The 15247-nt window shown below is 56.2% G+C and carries 16 protein-coding genes and 3 pseudogenes; 6 read left to right on the forward strand and 13 right to left on the reverse strand.

What is annotated here, in order from left to right:
• Nucleotides 1–53 precede the first annotated feature (53 nt).
• The 4 genes from GSQ93_RS02545 to GSQ93_RS02560 all read right to left on the reverse strand — a co-directional run bounded on the left by GSQ93_RS02545 (nucleotide 54) and on the right by GSQ93_RS02560 (nucleotide 2834).
• Nucleotides 54–503 (reverse strand): GNAT family N-acetyltransferase, encoded by a 450-nt coding sequence (locus tag GSQ93_RS02545; RefSeq protein WP_158934100.1) that lies wholly within the window; start codon nucleotides 501–503, stop codon nucleotides 54–56.
• A 110-nt stretch (nucleotides 504–613) separates the two neighbouring features.
• Entirely contained in the window at nucleotides 614–1336 is a 723-nt protein-coding gene (locus GSQ93_RS02550; protein ID WP_254073720.1) for a hypothetical protein, read from the reverse strand.
• 139 nt (nucleotides 1337–1475) lie between these two features.
• A complete protein-coding gene (locus GSQ93_RS02555) occupies nucleotides 1476–2423 on the reverse strand; it encodes a GNAT family N-acetyltransferase (RefSeq protein WP_089159647.1) in 948 nt (315 codons plus the stop codon).
• The gene (locus GSQ93_RS02560; RefSeq protein WP_158934101.1) at nucleotides 2424–2834 is read right to left on the reverse strand and encodes a DUF5990 family protein; all 411 of its coding nucleotides are present in this window, start codon (nucleotides 2832–2834) and stop codon (nucleotides 2424–2426) included.
• 109 nt (nucleotides 2835–2943) lie between these two features.
• Here GSQ93_RS02560 and GSQ93_RS02565 point away from each other — a divergent pair, with 109 nt between their 5' ends.
• The 5 genes from GSQ93_RS02565 (at nucleotide 2944) to GSQ93_RS02585 (ending at nucleotide 7273) form a co-directional block, all read left to right on the forward strand.
• Nucleotides 2944–3390 (forward strand): GNAT family N-acetyltransferase, encoded by a 447-nt coding sequence (locus tag GSQ93_RS02565; RefSeq protein WP_158934102.1) that lies wholly within the window; start codon nucleotides 2944–2946, stop codon nucleotides 3388–3390.
• A 347-nt stretch (nucleotides 3391–3737) separates the two neighbouring features.
• Nucleotides 3738–4076, forward strand: coding sequence for a PadR family transcriptional regulator (locus tag GSQ93_RS02570; RefSeq protein ID WP_158934103.1), 339 nt, complete (start codon nucleotides 3738–3740; stop codon nucleotides 4074–4076).
• A complete protein-coding gene (locus GSQ93_RS02575) occupies nucleotides 4073–5212 on the forward strand; it encodes a DUF1700 domain-containing protein (protein WP_158934104.1) in 1140 nt (379 codons plus the stop codon). The genes GSQ93_RS02570 and GSQ93_RS02575 overlap by 4 nt, the downstream gene beginning before the upstream one ends.
• A gap of 107 nt (nucleotides 5213–5319) precedes the next feature.
• A complete protein-coding gene (locus tag GSQ93_RS02580) occupies nucleotides 5320–6117 on the forward strand; it encodes a BPSS1780 family membrane protein (RefSeq protein ID WP_158934105.1) in 798 nt (265 codons plus the stop codon).
• Between the two features lie 382 nt (nucleotides 6118–6499).
• Nucleotides 6500–7273, forward strand: a complete 774-nt coding sequence (locus GSQ93_RS02585; RefSeq protein WP_158934106.1) for a hypothetical protein — start codon at nucleotides 6500–6502, stop codon at nucleotides 7271–7273.
• Nucleotides 7274–7499: 226 nt separating this feature from the next.
• Here the strand turns inward: GSQ93_RS02585 and GSQ93_RS38630 are convergent, their stop codons facing one another.
• From GSQ93_RS38630 to GSQ93_RS02615, 6 genes and pseudogenes are all read right to left on the reverse strand, one after another.
• A complete protein-coding gene (locus GSQ93_RS38630) occupies nucleotides 7500–7865 on the reverse strand; it encodes a GNAT family N-acetyltransferase (protein WP_367889730.1) in 366 nt (121 codons plus the stop codon).
• Nucleotides 7866–7927: 62 nt separating this feature from the next.
• Nucleotides 7928–8539, reverse strand: a complete 612-nt coding sequence (locus tag GSQ93_RS02595; protein ID WP_158934108.1) for an ATP phosphoribosyltransferase regulatory subunit — start codon at nucleotides 8537–8539, stop codon at nucleotides 7928–7930.
• Between the two features lie 474 nt (nucleotides 8540–9013).
• Nucleotides 9014–9772, reverse strand: a complete 759-nt coding sequence (locus tag GSQ93_RS02600) for an arylamine N-acetyltransferase (RefSeq protein ID WP_158934109.1) — start codon at nucleotides 9770–9772, stop codon at nucleotides 9014–9016.
• A gap of 413 nt (nucleotides 9773–10185) precedes the next feature.
• Nucleotides 10186–10614 (reverse strand): trans-aconitate 2-methyltransferase, encoded by a 429-nt coding sequence (locus tag GSQ93_RS02605; protein WP_254073721.1) that lies wholly within the window; start codon nucleotides 10612–10614, stop codon nucleotides 10186–10188.
• 138 nt (nucleotides 10615–10752) lie between these two features.
• A complete protein-coding gene (locus GSQ93_RS02610; RefSeq protein WP_158934110.1) occupies nucleotides 10753–11208 on the reverse strand; it encodes an NUDIX hydrolase in 456 nt (151 codons plus the stop codon).
• 132 nt (nucleotides 11209–11340) lie between these two features.
• Nucleotides 11341–12062: pseudogene (locus tag GSQ93_RS02615) on the reverse strand (carbon-nitrogen hydrolase family protein).
• Nucleotides 12063–12389: 327 nt separating this feature from the next.
• On the opposite strand from GSQ93_RS02615, the gene GSQ93_RS02620 reads away from it, so the two are divergent.
• Entirely contained in the window at nucleotides 12390–13397 is a 1008-nt protein-coding gene (locus GSQ93_RS02620; protein ID WP_158934111.1) for a serine hydrolase, read from the forward strand.
• 49 nt (nucleotides 13398–13446) lie between these two features.
• On the opposite strand, the pseudogene GSQ93_RS02625 reads toward GSQ93_RS02620, so the two are convergent.
• From GSQ93_RS02625 to GSQ93_RS37925, 3 genes and pseudogenes are all read right to left on the reverse strand, one after another.
• Nucleotides 13447–13716: pseudogene (locus GSQ93_RS02625) on the reverse strand (DUF2837 family protein); the annotation flags it as partial.
• An 88-nt stretch (nucleotides 13717–13804) separates the two neighbouring features.
• Nucleotides 13805–14770, reverse strand: coding sequence for an alpha/beta hydrolase (locus GSQ93_RS02630; protein ID WP_158934112.1), 966 nt, complete (start codon nucleotides 14768–14770; stop codon nucleotides 13805–13807).
• A 210-nt stretch (nucleotides 14771–14980) separates the two neighbouring features.
• Nucleotides 14981–15247 (reverse strand): annotated as a pseudogene (locus GSQ93_RS37925) (amino acid ABC transporter substrate-binding protein); the annotation flags it as partial.

Genomic DNA, 15247 nt, shown 5'->3' on the forward strand with positions numbered 1-15247 from the left:
GCGCACACGTTCTCGGCCGAAGCCGACAAGATGGCTCTGAATTCCGCTACGATTTAACGCGGCCCCGTATTAAACAACATCAGCATACAAGGATCTTCGTCGGGCCCATCGCTGAGAACAACGGGCGTACCAACCGGCACGACCGAACGCCAAAATTTTAGACCCTCAGGGTTATCGAGCATCGTTGTTACTCGCCAATCACCTGCATGCATTTCGAAGAGTGCGCGCACGGCCTCCCGCCCTATTGATTGTCCGCGATACGACTTCGAGACACAAAATTCAGCCATCTCGAACAACGGGGCATTGGTCAATGTTCTAACCAGAGCAAACCCAGCTACCTTTCCGTCCACAAGAATAAAATAAGGGTGTCTTTCTGCCTCTTCCCAGTAGAGCGGAAGGTACGGATACTCTGTATCGGCTCCAAGTTCCTGCAGATAATCGACAACCATCTCGATCAAAACTTCTTGGGACTTCCTCGGCGCGATTTCGACTTCAATTTTCAATATCCTGCTCCCGAATGCTAATCAATGCCCTAGCCCGCCGACGCGTTAGTTGTCGGCGAGCTGCCCGATAACGTCGAGCGTCGGTTTATGGCCGATCACTGCCCGCGTCCTTACCCTGTCGGCAACCCCAACTCGGGAAGAATTCGACTTTCATATGCCGGCCAGTCTCTCTCTGAATTTTCAATGGCGAGCTTGGCTAACGGCAGTTCCTGAAACAGGCCGTCGGTAAGATGACGGTAATCACAGTACAGGGAAATCAGCCCGTCCAGTCCCACGAAACCATGGCGCGCGCAGTAGGGAGCCGCGAGCTTCCAGTTGACCTGATAATCGATCCATTCGGGACCACGTTCTGCGCAGACCGTTATGATGGCTTCTTCGACATCTTCCTGCCAAAGGTAAACGACGAACGGATTCAGCGGGGCGATGACTGTTGCTAGCTTCCGTATGTAGCCCCAAATCAACGCGGTATCGGCCTCCATTAGCAGCAAGTGAGTCAGGTCTCCGTGAAAAAGTTGACCATCCAATACCGGAATATCAGTACTTGATTGCGTGTACTCGACGAAGGCGGTCCATCTCGCCAATGCACGGTCCGCGAGATCCTCAGGTGTGGTGTCCCTCCACGGTTCAAACCAGTGTTCGAGTTCGTCAGTCGCGCGCACCGGATGCGGGTCGGTCCTTTCATGGATATATACCGCCGGTCGCCCCGCTTCTTGCAGGTGTTTCGCGATGAACCGCATGGTCGTTGACTTGCCCGATCCCATGATGCCCTCGACGATCACCAGCCGGTGAACATTAGAAGGTTCTTCCGTGCAGGATTCCGACAGACTAGCCATGGTTCGCTCACAGCCCCCGTACGTTGAAAGTTAGCCAGCATCCGCATACGGTCCGGATTGTCGACGATTCGCGTGCGTCCGTCGAAGGTCGGCTTCTGGTCGGCCACTGCGTCACGGGAAAACCGTCAAGAACCGAAAGTTAAACCGGTTCCCCGAATCGCATTAGATGCCCGTCTGGATCACGAATTGTGAATTCCCGGCGTCCCCAAGGCTTAATTGCAAGCGGCTCCACGATCGTCACGTTCTTTAGCTGGTACTCGCTATAGAGCATGTCCAATCGCGGTGCAACGGAGATGTACAGGGCACCAGACGGAATACCCGAGGGCAAGATCCGCCGCGTCAGTTGCAGCCTCAGCCCCTGGGTGGACCAATCACCCCGGAACAATCCTGCGTGCGAAGCCGGATCGCCAGACGCGTACTCCACCGTGAAACCTAATTGGTCGCGGTAAAATTGCACGCCTGCGGCGACGTCAGCTACCTCCAATATCGGCTCAACCCCATAAAACACCGGCTCGCTGTCCGTGGATATGATCGGCACTCCATCCGTCGGCGCATCGCTTCCTGACCACTGCGTGCGTGTGATGCCATACACCGCCGTTTCTCGCGATAGACGCTCGCGCGGATAAAGCTGGCGGAAGCAACCGCGTCGCGCAAAACCAAGCGATTCCGCCAATCTCCGGGACGCCGTGTTGGCCTCGTGAATCCATAGCTCGACACGGTCGAGATTCAATTGCTGAAAGCCGAAATTCAGCGCTACCCGAGCCGCCTCCGCCGCGTATCCGTGAGACCTATGCGCAGGATGGAGCGCATAACCAAAGCCTGGAATCGTGCCAAAGCCGAGAAAACCCAAAAAGCCGATCGTCTCTTGCGTCGCGGCGGTCCGCACGGCCCACCAGCGGGCATGGCGTGGACGCAACATCCCTTCAATAGCAGTTCGGGTATCTTCCAACGTCTGATGCGGACGTGTGTGCCAATAAGGCATTGCATCGGGGTCATGGAATAGGTCGAACAACGCCGGCGCGTCATCCGGACTCAACGCATGCAGATGCAGTCTGTCGGTTCGTAGCGGTTCAGACGGTGTCATCATTCAGTGACGCTCTGCAATGGTCCAGATGATCAGCTCGGTCGCATGCGGCCGACGTCCCGTAATATCGGCGTGGATTGCCGTGGCAGTGCCGAGATCGGCAGCATTGAATACAAGCGGTATTTTTACACGCTGCACCCACGGTGTAGCGCTGGCGACAGTACGTTTCCAGCTAAGGTAGACAAAGCGCGCCGCTGGTGTCCCGTGGACGAAAGGTCCAGCGAAATCGATGCTGCCGTCTCCCTTGTCGCGCACCTGAACCACGCACTCGAATTCGAAGGAACCGTCGCGTTTGCGCGTGCCCGCATGGACATGCTGTTCTTTGTCCTGCAAACCGACATTCGCTGCCTCTCCGATCGGCGGTAGCGAATTGCATGTCAGGGTCACGTGAATGTCGCGGGGAAATTCACTCATTCGATATCCGTTGTCTCGAAGGAAATGACATTGTCGACGATCAGGGCGGCATTGTCGAAGGTCCGCTTGTGGCCGGACGCGGTCCACCAGGCTCCGTTATTATCTGGCGATGAAATATCCTGCGACAATTCGAAGGGCGATTGGCGGAGACGCCGATTCTTTGACCACCTTGATGCGTTCGTCTACGGCCTACGTTGGTCGTTATGCGCAGATATTGGCGGCCTATGAAGTGACGCCCGCACAGATTGCAAAAGACGAGATTTTCGTTGCCGAGTATGAAAACGGCATTGTAGGCTTCTATAGTTTAGTCACCTCGCCCGTAGCGGAACTAGACCTGCTGTTCGTCTCCGACGCTGCGCAGGGCAAAAGTGTGGGCAAGCTCCTCTTTCAGCATATGTGTGCCCGTGCCCAGGTGATCGGCGCAACGAAGATTGTCATCGTATCGCACCCACCATCAGTCGGATTTTATCAACGTATGGGCGCTCAAGTGGCAGGAACCAAGCCTTCGTCCGTCTCGGTCCCTTGGACCCGGCCAGTCCTTCACATGTGGCTCTGATTTTCACTTGCAGTCGGATCAGTTATTAATTTTCGCGATCTAGGTCAGTGACCGGTTTTTGCAGTCCAGAGAAGGATGACGACCCTGAGCAGCCCGTCGCTATTCTCGGAAGCGGACCGTCGAATGCCCAACCATTGACTAAGCAATGCCCGCAGGATACTTACGGCGAAGCCATTTTGCGCCCCGCCAACCGCGTTCGCCGACGCAAGGAAGCATGCATAGAACAGTACCTTGCATAAAATAGTAGCCCCTGCTACAGTGCAATCATGATTCCCGCGGCTGTAAGTGTACCCGGCAACAGTGCGTTGCACGGTACCGTGCAACGCACACTACAAACGTGGCGGTTAATGAAAACGCAGTTAAAGAAAGGAACGCTCGATATGTGCGTGTTGGCCGTCCTGGCCCGCGGGGATAGCTACGCCTATCAACTTGTGTCGACGCTGGCGGAAACAATGGAAATCAGCGAAGGCACGATATACCCGCTGATGCGTCGCTTGCAGGCAGAAGCGTGGGTGTCGACTTATCTCGTCGAGTCGAATTCGGGACCATCCCGTAAGTACTACTCACTGACGAGCGCGGGGCGGCGCAGTCTGCTAGAGATGGAAGAAGAGTGGCGCAGTTTTGTGAGTGAAGTCAACTGCGTGCTAGGACAACAAGGCAAACAGAACACAGGGGAAAACCCATGAAGCAGGACGAATTCATCGAAGCGCTGCGTCGGGAACTCAGCAGTCTGCCCAAGCAAGCGGTCGACGAAATTGTGGCGGACTACCGCGAGTACATCGGCGATGCGATCGCCGCCGGACGCCGCGAGGAAGACGTGGTCGCCGCGCTGGGAGATCCGGTCAAGCTGGCTCGCGAACTGAAGGCGCAGGCGAACTACCGGCAATGGCAAAGCCGCCGTTCGCTCGGTAATCTGTTCCGCGTGATAGTGTCGATCGCGGGGCTGGGGCTGCTGAATTTACTGCTACTGGTGCCTTTCATCTTGTACCTAGTGGTGTTGACCATCGGTTACGTAACCTTCACGGGGCTGACCATTGCCGGGATCGTAGGTGTGGTCGCGTTGAGCGGGCACCACCTGTTTAGCACGCCGTCGCACGGCATTCCGTCCATCCACTTCGGAAGTCGCGAACACGACAAGTCTGCCGACGCGAATAGCCTCAACGCCAGCGCCACCCCCGACAACGACAAGGACAAGGACAGCGAGGAATCGCCGGGTAACCTGAAAGATTTGAAGATCGTCGGCAACCGGTTTGTCTTCGATCTACAGGACGGCAGCAGGGTGTCGATGGTGACGCGTGCCGGTCCGATCAAGATGCGCAAGGAAGACGACCAGCTCAACATCGAGACCCCGAGCGATGGCGCGCGGCAACTTCTGACCAAAGAGAAGGACGGTACTTTGAGTGTAAGCCGTGATGAGGTGCTGACGCTCGACGTGAGGAATGACGATGATGACCGCGTGTCGTTTGCCAGTGCCGGTCCGGACGGCAAGTCGGACGTATGGAAGATGTCCGGCGACGATGGCGACCACGTGCAGATCGAGGAAGACGCGCACGGCAACACCAGCAGTCTGAGCGCGAACAGCGGTCCGGACTCGGTGCAGATCCGCGACGGCAGCGTCGACATCGCCGATGGTCATGACCGAATTCTCGTCCACGCATCGGGCGGTAAATACAACCATCTGGTCGCGATGCTGCCGATAGGCGTGTTGGGTCTGCTGTTCTGGGTCTGGCTGACACGAATGAGCTGGCGCGCCGTGACGCGCTATGTAAAGCGGCAAATCGACGTGGTCTCGGCAAGTCTCGATCGCGACCCGACATCTTGAACACGAGGCGACGAGAAGCAAATCACTGAATCACAGAATTATTGAATGATCGAATAACCGGACACTGTCGCAACACTCCCACTTTCGCTTTATCAGAGGAAATCGTCATGAACATCGATTACCCGAGCGCCGTTTCAAGGGAAACCCGCATTCATAGCGCCCCTGCATTGCGCTTCCCCGCTGGCCATGAAGTCAATCCCCTGCGCTTTCTCGCGTGGCTCGCAGCCGGCTGGCGTGCGGCCAGCATGCAGCCGGTGTTGTGGCTCAGCATCGCGCTTCTCTGCGCCGATTTCGTAACGCTGCTCGGCCTCTTGCCGTTGTTGCGGCCGCTGGCAGTGTTGCTGGCACCCCTCGTGGTTGGCGCGTTGATGTTCGTGCAAGAGGGCGCAAGCCAGAACGAGCCGGTGTCGTTTCGCGACATGTGCACGGTAATTGTGCGCCGTAGCAACGCGCTTTGCGTGATCGGACTGTATGCGGTGGCGATCGTCGCAATCGGTTACGTTGTCCTGCTGGCGACTTTCAATGTCTCGCTGATGGCCTCGGTTACGGCCAACGGCGTCCATAGCCTGTCAATCAGCTACGGCGGCGCCCCGGGCCTGCGCGGCACACTCGAAGCAATGTGTGGCGCGTCGATCTACGCCATCGCCGTTGCTGCTGCATGCTTCGCTCCAGCACTCGTGATACTGCACGACATGACACCGCTTGACGCCATGATCGCCAGTCTCAGCGGCGCACTGCGTAACTGGCCGGTGACGCTGTGCTGCTTCCTCCTGATGACGCTTGCTGTGCTGTTCATGCCAACGATGCCGTTCGCAGTGCGCGCTTTTGTCACGACACCTGTGTTGACTGCACTGCCGCTGCTGGCGATCTACGGCGCGTATCGTGATGTTTTTGTTCGCAAGTAGGGCAACGCGATGTAGTACGTGTGCGGTGGGGTTGCGTGGTCAACTCGCGCGGACGATTCACTTACTGACCACATCCGGTCCGACGTTGAACCGGCCGAGTTGGCCACCATCGAACAATCCGCGTCGGGCCGAAGTCGACCCGAAGCGGTCAGCCAACTTTCTACACAACGGTCATTCGCGGCGGTCGTAACAGAAGGGTTTTTGATCGGCCGTCTAAGTTCTGGTGTTTCATAGACGAGGGTGTCGCGGTTCGTGTGGAGTGAGCCTTCATCAATGTCACCTCGGCCAAAAGCACGGGTTCATGCATCGGCTCTGAGAGACGTCAACAACAAAATCCTTAAGAGATTTGCTTTCGCGCCGTAAAGCTGTATTGGGCAAACATATGGAACTGGGCCAATACGCCATGAAGAAGCTAAACGAAAATATGGGGCAAGGAGATACCGTCTCGTGGCGCCGGATTTTGTGTGTCGGTGCAGTGGCTGTCGGCGTATTGAATCTGACCTCCTCCGTTGCGCTCGCATCACCTGCATTCACGATGCCGACAACTACGCACCAGCAGAATGTAGAGGTTGCTATGCATGGGGAGTATGCGTCGATCGATACAAAGCCTATCGCTGCGGTAATGATCCGGTTGCAGAAAACTGTAGGGCATGAAAACGACGCTTTAATTGTCGAGATCGAAGACGCACCGGGAAATTATGCACCACCGGTGTTCTTTGCACTCTCCCGAACTCTGTTCAAGCAGGGGGACTTAGACAATGCTATGTTTTGGTTCAATGCTGGTCGGCTACGCGGCGAATTCGACGCAGCACGTTGCGCCGATCCTACCGCGCGGTCGGCAGTGTCAGCGATGGTGAGTACGATGCCCGTCGAATTGAGACGGGCACAGTTCAACGATCTGACGAAGCTGGAAGATACCATCCATAAGGTAGTGGAATGGGATAGGTCGACGCCATATAACTACGAATACCGCTGGATCAATCTCAGCGGTTTGAACGCGATATCAAGCGGAATGGGCGACGCCGCAGCGGATGACAAACCGCTGTCCTTGCCGAAAGAGCAATGGCCGGCTCTGGCCGAAAAGAACCGACAAGATTACTTGGCCAGTCTTGATGCAGCCATCGATCAAGTTACGAAGGCGCGAGCCAAAAAATAACCGTTTGGCGGCAATGCAAAGCAGCAGAACGTTCCCTGACTGACCCCTCCTGGGCCGGCTTGTGCCCGCACGAGAGGCGCTGCCCGACCCGTTGCTGTCACCCAATTTGCTCCAGATCGGCCGGTTGAGCCGGCATTTTCATAAAGAGCATGTCCTCAGTGGATTCAGAGGCAATCTCAACGAAGCCGAGGTCCTTATACAGGTTTAACGCGACCACGTTATCCCTCTACGCCCGCAAAGTGACGGCTTCAGCAGCAGTCGACTTGAGTGCGGCGGAGATGAGCCGCTGGCAAAGCTCCCGACCAAGGCCCCGTCCACGAGCGTCTGGAGCAACGATGATCCGACCTAGATGAACGGCACCTGGTTGCAGAACCCAATGTTGGCCGAAACCGCAAAGATTGACGGAGCCCTCTATCAAGCTGTAGCTGGACTCGCCGCCGCCAGGCACGGCTAACAGGGCTGGCAGCTCTGAAGCACCAAATGGAAATGATAAATGCGGACCAGCCCAACGAACGGCAGCCTCGGCATCCGGGATCCAAGATGCAATGGCAGCGTAGTCGCTATTTGTTGGCACCCGAAGCGATGGATTCATAGCTAGATTTGAGTTGTTGAGATTGTTCGCAACCAGCAAGCCTTCTTCCGCGTTGCATGTTGCTATACGAGTCCTTGAGCCGTCATCGCTAATAACAGCCGTTCTGCGCCGATGCCGAAGCCGGCACCTTCCCGATATGACCCACCGCCTACGACTTGCTGTTGCGCCCCAAGCTCAGTGCAGCGTATCTCGAAACCCTGACCGTTCAGATAGTAGCTGAGGCCTCTCCGAGCTGCGCCGTCGATCTCATAGCTAAGTCCGAGTGAATCGAAAAAGGCAATCACTATCTCCTGACTACGCTTGACGGCTAGTTCGGGATCGGGGCACAGGTATTCGAATCCCAGCTGCGAGAACTCTCGATACCGGCCGGCCTGCGGTCGTTCATATCGATAGCATCGTGCGATGTAAAACAACATACGTTCCTGTCGACGACCCAGCAATTCGCTACACCGCTCCTGGAATAGAGCCGTCGCCTCCGGGATCAGGCAGCAAGGCCGTCCCTTCTTATCCGGGAAGGCCCACATTTGGCCGATGATCTCGCTGCCGCCGGCTTTTTGGATGAACGTATCCTGCGACCATAAGGCCGGAACGATAGTCTCTTCGGCTCCAACGTCAATGAAGATAGCTCCGGAACTGATTTTCCAGAGCGCGTATTTGTGCGGCTTCCTTGCCAACGATGAAACGGGTTCCGCGAATCATGGTCATGTGAATCCTCTTCAATGTAGAAAATAAAAAAAGGCGCCTGGGGCGCCTTGGTCGTTTGTGCATGGAGAGGGAGATATGAAGTCCCAGGTTTCCTGCTATGGACGTAACGAACCACGGCGCATTGGACTGCGACCGTGATGATGGTGAGACTTGCTCGGGAAGTTACGGAGTTCCATGCTGGCAATATTGACACGAAAACTCAGTTTCGTGTGCATGCTGATATGTCTCGGTTGGTTCGTTTTGGCGACAGCACGGAGTGACCGTTCATGGCCGAGGCTGTGTCAAAACTCAAAAACACCAGGTTTTATGGGGTCGCTTGACCCCTCGGGAAGGGTCACGAAGCCCGTATAGAGCGTTCTGACAAGCCAACTTTCTAGCTAAGTCGTAGTGCTACGCGTTTTGACACAGTCTCGGCCGCAAACTGCTACCAAGCGCGGCTACTTTCACAGAAAGATCCCAAAATGTTTGATCAGTGCGTGCTGTCTCTCCTCGCTGGACGTAAGTTCCACAACATCCCGCGACTCATTGTCGGTCTCGATCAACTGCGTGCCGCTCAGTGTGATCCGCCCGGATGATGTAGCGCGCGAGCAGACTTCTTTCCTGGTGAAATGAGACTGATCCGAGGTCTGGTGATATGTGCACATTTCATTGAAATCTGAGAGGTGGCGCGGCTTCGTCGAGAACTTGAATGATGGCTTGATCGAATCCGTCCTGGCGCTACTCCCGGCCATCACCGTGTACGCGTTCGCATCTCTCTGGAGGCGATATATGCGACAGCCCTGCGTTTGATCGGTAGTATCGGACAGCAGCAACGGGACGCTAAACGAATCGCCAAATCCGACATCGGCGAGGTACCGGTCGTCACCAATACGGACCAGCAGAGCCATGTGATCGAATAGCGGACCCGTTGTACCGTCCTCCCTGAACACCTCCGCCGCAACCATGCTCACTTCGAAGCCGATATCAGCCAGCAACCGTGCGAACAGTCCGTTCAGTTCATAGCAGATTCCGCCGCGTTGGCGTTCCACGATCTTCTTAAACAGGAGATCTTCCTCAAGAACGATTTTTCGACCGAGATGGATGTCCAGATTTTCGAAGGGGATCGTCAGCATGTGCGCAAGATGCAAATTCTTAAGCGTTTCCACGTCGCGCCCAAGAGCTGCGTGAAAATCAAGCCGAGCCAGGTATTTTTCAATTTGCATGTTGAATTCGCACTTCTATCCAGATGACCCGTAGAGGCACAGATTGTTAACGATCTTCGCCTTGGGGCCGAAGGTCCGCAACTGGCCGCCCCCTGCCTGTCGGCGATCGGCGGCACGCGACCCTCAGCTAATCTATACATTTATCGATAGCGGTCATTCGAGAGCCGTGGCGAACGCTCGCCCATTCAGTTACGTAAGAGCCTTACCCATCATTTCCGCCGAGATACATAAATCGTATTCAGAACGCTAAAGACCCGTTCGGCAACGGATCACCGCACCCGCTCAAGAATGACTTCCCAAGCGGCCTTGGGTTGCTGATATTTGTTGGTCGTAATATGCTCTAACGCGATCGTGTTCCAGCCATCTGCAAAGAGTCGACGCACTGCGCTTTCGTCAAAGAATCGCTTCTGCTGTCAGTTCACCAGAAAATAGTTCGGTTCGATTTCCTCGCATCCATACGCACCAAAATTTCTATCTTCGGTTGAGTTCAAACGGCATAGCAGTACGCCACCCAGTCGTAGCGCCAATCGCACACGACCCACGATCGACACCGTTTCTTCCCAAGCGAAGTAGTGAAGCGACAAACTCGCCAATGCAACGCCCAGGTCCGTGGCATCTTCGGGAAGCGGATCACGAACATCTCGTCGCTCGATGCTCGCAGAGGGTACTCTGATCCTGGTCGCCGCTACCGCGGCGCGTGACAGGTCAAAGCCGATCACGCGTAGACCGGCTTTAACCAAGCTTGCGGTGTCGTCGCCGTAGCCAATCTCAAGTACAGGCCGTTTACCGGCGCGCGCATTTATCAATGTCATCCATCGGTCTAGCCAAGGATCGGGGAACATGGAGAACATATCCTGAAGGTTGCTTTTGAAACCATTTCCGCTGCTTGTTTAAGGGCCTCGCTGAGATCGATGCCGACCTTCTCAGACCGTCGACCCATTATAGATAGTCCGTCCCTCGGTTCGCTCCAAAGCGGCCACTCATGCGTCGAAAACCCCTGCCGCGTCTAGCATCTCTATCAGCCCTTCCGGATAAATAGTCTCGGTGGTGACGGACAGTTCCTCCCGGCTCCACCATTGGTGATCCGCCATCACTTCCATCTCTTGCGCAGTCCAGCCGTCACGTGAAATGGATTCTCGGTCCGTGTGAACGACGAAATACTGTTCGACCGCGAGCACGCGCTCGCCATCTGGTAACTGCAAGGGCACTTCGCGCCGTCCTATCGGCTTCGATACCCGCGCTTCGCGAATGCCTGTTTCTTCACGGAGCTCTCGTTTCGCAGCGTCCGCGAACGTCTCGCCCTGCTCCATACCGCCGCCTGGCGTTGCCCAGTATTCCTTGCCCGCTAGCGCGCCAGTCCTGTGCACGAATCGGAACAGCAACACCCTCGGCTTTGGAGTGGTGATCAGTAGCCTGGCCGAAGGGCGTTCGCGCATGGGATGCAATCGAAGGTAGATGTTAATAGAAGTAGAGTATGCATCGCGACGCGACTCCGAGCAGGCAGTCGTGAGTCCCCGAGCCAGTCATCCGCGACGACTGCTCCTTAGTTCTAGGCGGAGGCTGTTTCCTCAAGGGCATGGGAGATCGAACACCAACAATCCAGGGCTGTTCAACGGCAGTTGAGCTACGACCTCTCCGGCCGGGTCGAGTATGGCAGTGGGACCAAACGAAATGCAGTCGTCTCGCTCACCGGTTACGTCGGCTGAGATCAACCATAGACCGGTTTCGCGGCATCGCTCACCTCGCACCGAATTATGCGTGTCCTTCCAAGCTTGCGCGGCTTGGCGTGGGAGCATGTTATTGGCAACACACACGATCAGGGATGCGCCGAGGTTCGCAACCTTCCGTGCAGCTTCGGGAAAGTTGGTGTCGTAGCAAATGTTGATGCCAAAACGCAGACCGTCCGCCTCAAAGATGGCCGCATCGAGTCCGGCTTTAAAAATTCTCCTCTTCTGAGCAGGTGCGCCTTACGATAGCGCCCCACTAGGGCGCCGCCTTTTATCACGACGGCAGTGTTGAATAGCCGTTCTCCATCCTTCTCGATCAAACCCAAAACGATCATTGGCCCCGTTCTGGGAAACTGGGCGAGAATGGCCTGAAAGGCCGACGATGCGAGATCAAACGCGTTACGGCGCGCGACCGTCTCCTCGGTCAGATAGCCTTGGAGGAAACCTTCCGGGAAGCATAGGAGCGATACACCGTCGTTCTCGGCGCTGGCTGTGGATTCTCTTAGGCAGAGCAACGCCGCGTCGACCTCTTCACGAAAATCGTGGGCCTGGGCGGCGGCCACTCTTACAGTATGCCCCAAAGCTCAATGCTCCCCTATCTGCCAGCCCACCGCGTTACAGGCTTGAGCCCACAATTTATTTGCTAGCAATTTAGCATGGCATGGCTGCCTGAATGAAGTTCGGCGGCGCGCATTACCCGACGCGTCCGGCGCATACGGACCTGGCGCCCTGCGTCAGTGCAATCGCGACGCTCGGCTGCTTCCGATCACTAAGCGAACCTCGATATGCGGCACCGCGCGCTCAGACGGTACCGGACGCCGGGTCGAAGTGCATGTTCCCCGCACGGACTGTACAATTCTTTCGCCCCGAATTCTCCGAGTGAAGAGCAGATGACGGAACTGGATAAATTCCTCGCGGAAACGACTGCCAGCGGCCCAATTCCCGGCGTGTCGCTCGCCACGCTTCGCGCGGGCGCGAAAGGCGCTGAACACTACTTCGGCATCCGGGGTGCGCATGACCGCTCTCCTGTCAACGCACATACCGTTTTCGAGGCAGCGTCCCTCACGAAACCAGTCGCCGCCTTCATTGCTCTTCAACTGGCCGAAGAAGGGCTTCTGGACATGCAACAACCTCTGTTCGACATCTGCGGGGAATACGTGCCGGGCGACTTGAGGGCGCGCCAGATAACGGCTTTTCATGTTCTGACTCACGCAAGCGGCCTTCCTAATATCGTCCGCGACGAAGCACCGCTTCGCACGTACTTCAGCCCTGGCGAGAGATTTAGCTACGGTAGCAGCGCATTCGCATGGCTTCAGCGCGCGATGCAGACCGTAAGTGGACGTTCACTGGAAACACTGGCGCGCGAGCGTGTGTTCGAGCCGTTTGGAATGCTTCATTCGAGCCTGGAATGGCAGGAACGCTTCTCCGAAAACCATGCGCAGGGTCACGAGTGGGAGGGAGAGCCGGTGCCAAAGCGTCGAGTACTAACGGCGGAGGCCTCGTGGTCGCTCCTGACAACGGCATCCGACTATATCGGATTCGTTCAGCATGTGCTGGCTGGCCGCGGTCTGACGACCGCAAGCTACGATCAGTGGTTCCTACCGCGCGTCGACGCGCGGCAAGGCGACAACGCCGAAGACCTGTGCGGCGAGAACCCGCCCGATCACAACGTTGCATGGGGATTAGGTTGGGGTCTCGAACCATCCGAGAATTGTTTCTTCCATTGGGGAAATAATCCCGGCTTCCGGGCGTTCGTTCTCGCCAATCGCGCGACGAAAGATGCGGTTGTATGGTTCGCGAATTCGGCGCGCGGTATGCGTCTGATACACACGGTCATACCGGAAGCTGTTACCGGCGAACATCCCTCCATCCAATGGCTCCGCATTGGTCGTCTGTAACGCACCGCATAGGCCGCCAACCGGCCAGTATCCGACTGATCAACCTCGCTTAGATGGCTTCTGCCACACGTACGATTAACAGCGCCGCTGGAATCAGCATCGCCTGCGCGACGATAGTACCGACGACACGAGCGCCGATCAACGTTGTAATCGCCCGGTGGAATCGACTTTCAATGACACGACCTTCTATGACGTCGCCGGTCATCACCGATATCTGCGGGTCAATGATGACCGTTAGGACAATGGTTGCGAACCCATTGATCACCGAGGATACGCTCGCGATTCGGCAAGTACGGAGCTACGGTCGCTGGAACTCACTCTCGTCCCGAACTTTCCTCCATGTCCATCGCTTTTCACTCATTTAACTTTATAGGGTTCAAGATTCAAGCACCGTTTTGTCATCTACATCAACGGTTCATTAACGAGCTTGTCACGAAGTTGGCTATCACATCTATCACATTGTTTGCCAACGGAAGATTCGGGTTCAAGTACGTCGCAATGTTCTCAGCCCTATCGGTTGTGGTGACGACTTTGAGGACGTGGTTGGTGTTAGCGAGAAGAACGAGTTCGGATTCTGGGTCTGCCTGCTTGAGTCGCTTCGCATCTCTCTGTTTGACCTGCACATCTCGCTGGCCCTGCACGATAAGCACCGGTTTTGTATAGCTGGCGATCAGTCTGGCTGGATCGAGCGACAGTTCGCTCATAACGAAGTCCTGTATCTGTGGCCTGAACGACGGCATCAGAGCGGGATCGATTCTGGCCGCGTCCACGTGTTGTCCGGCTTCGAGTACGTCGAGCACCGACAACGCATGATCAACGAATGGAGCGAATGCTGGGGTCGATTGGAATTGTTCGCGCAGCACGTCACCTAGCGGACGCCCTGGCGTAGCTACAAGGATTAGACCGCAGATGTCGTTCGTGTTCTGTCCGGCAACCAACGCGACCAGGCCACCCTCGCTATGCCCCAACACCCACACACAGGTAACGCCAGTCCGTTTGCGAATCGTCGCAACCCACGAATGCACGTCGTTTGCGTAGTCGTTGATCGTGACCTCGTCGGCGTCGGGTACCGCTGATGCGCTGCCGTACATGCCTCTCTTGTCCACGCGAACTGTGGTGATACCGTGCGTCGACAGACCCTCTGCCAGTAACCTGTACGTGGAAGCTCTCATACCGGGACCGTTGCCATTCCGGTCGGTCGGTCCTGATCCGGGAATGATCAGGATCACGGGGACACCGCTGGTTGCTGGTGCGAGCAGTGTTCCTCGCAGGGGGCCGGTGGGACCTGACGCGTCAATGTCCGTCTGCACAGGCAGCGTTTGGGTGCCCGATTGAATCGCGGCCGCCAAGGCAAGAGCAGTGAGAATCGCCATTCGTCCTATCTCCGATAGCTGTTCAATTCTCAGCTACGCTAAACCCTAGTCGCATGTGGAAGACCGAGGGAAGGCTTTCAGTTGAGTAAGGCTTGCATGCTGTCTTACATGTGGCGGTCCTCGAAGAAACGTACAAGGCTACCCGTTTTTACGGGCCGATTGACGATCTACGGAACGTTGTCGACCGGCTGAAATTGGCCGATGACCGTCTCATGCGTGATGGGTAAGAGCGGGATCGATCTCATTGCTAGTCAGTCCGAATATCACCATCCGAGCGCGATGATTTGGTGAGCCCAGATATGCACGAAGTTGCCGGTTCACGGCATTTAATAGATCGCTGTTACTTCTGTTAAACGAGAAAGCTCCAACCGGGAGCTCTTGCTGTCTGCCGTTCCTAATCGGTTCGTGCTCCACGGCTTCGAGCACTGAGCCGCCGATTCGATCCGCAAGTATGCGATTTCCCAAAGCGGTGCTCGC

Source organism: Burkholderia sp. S171 (assembly GCF_009766085.1).
Classification (GTDB): domain Bacteria; phylum Pseudomonadota; class Gammaproteobacteria; order Burkholderiales; family Burkholderiaceae; genus Caballeronia.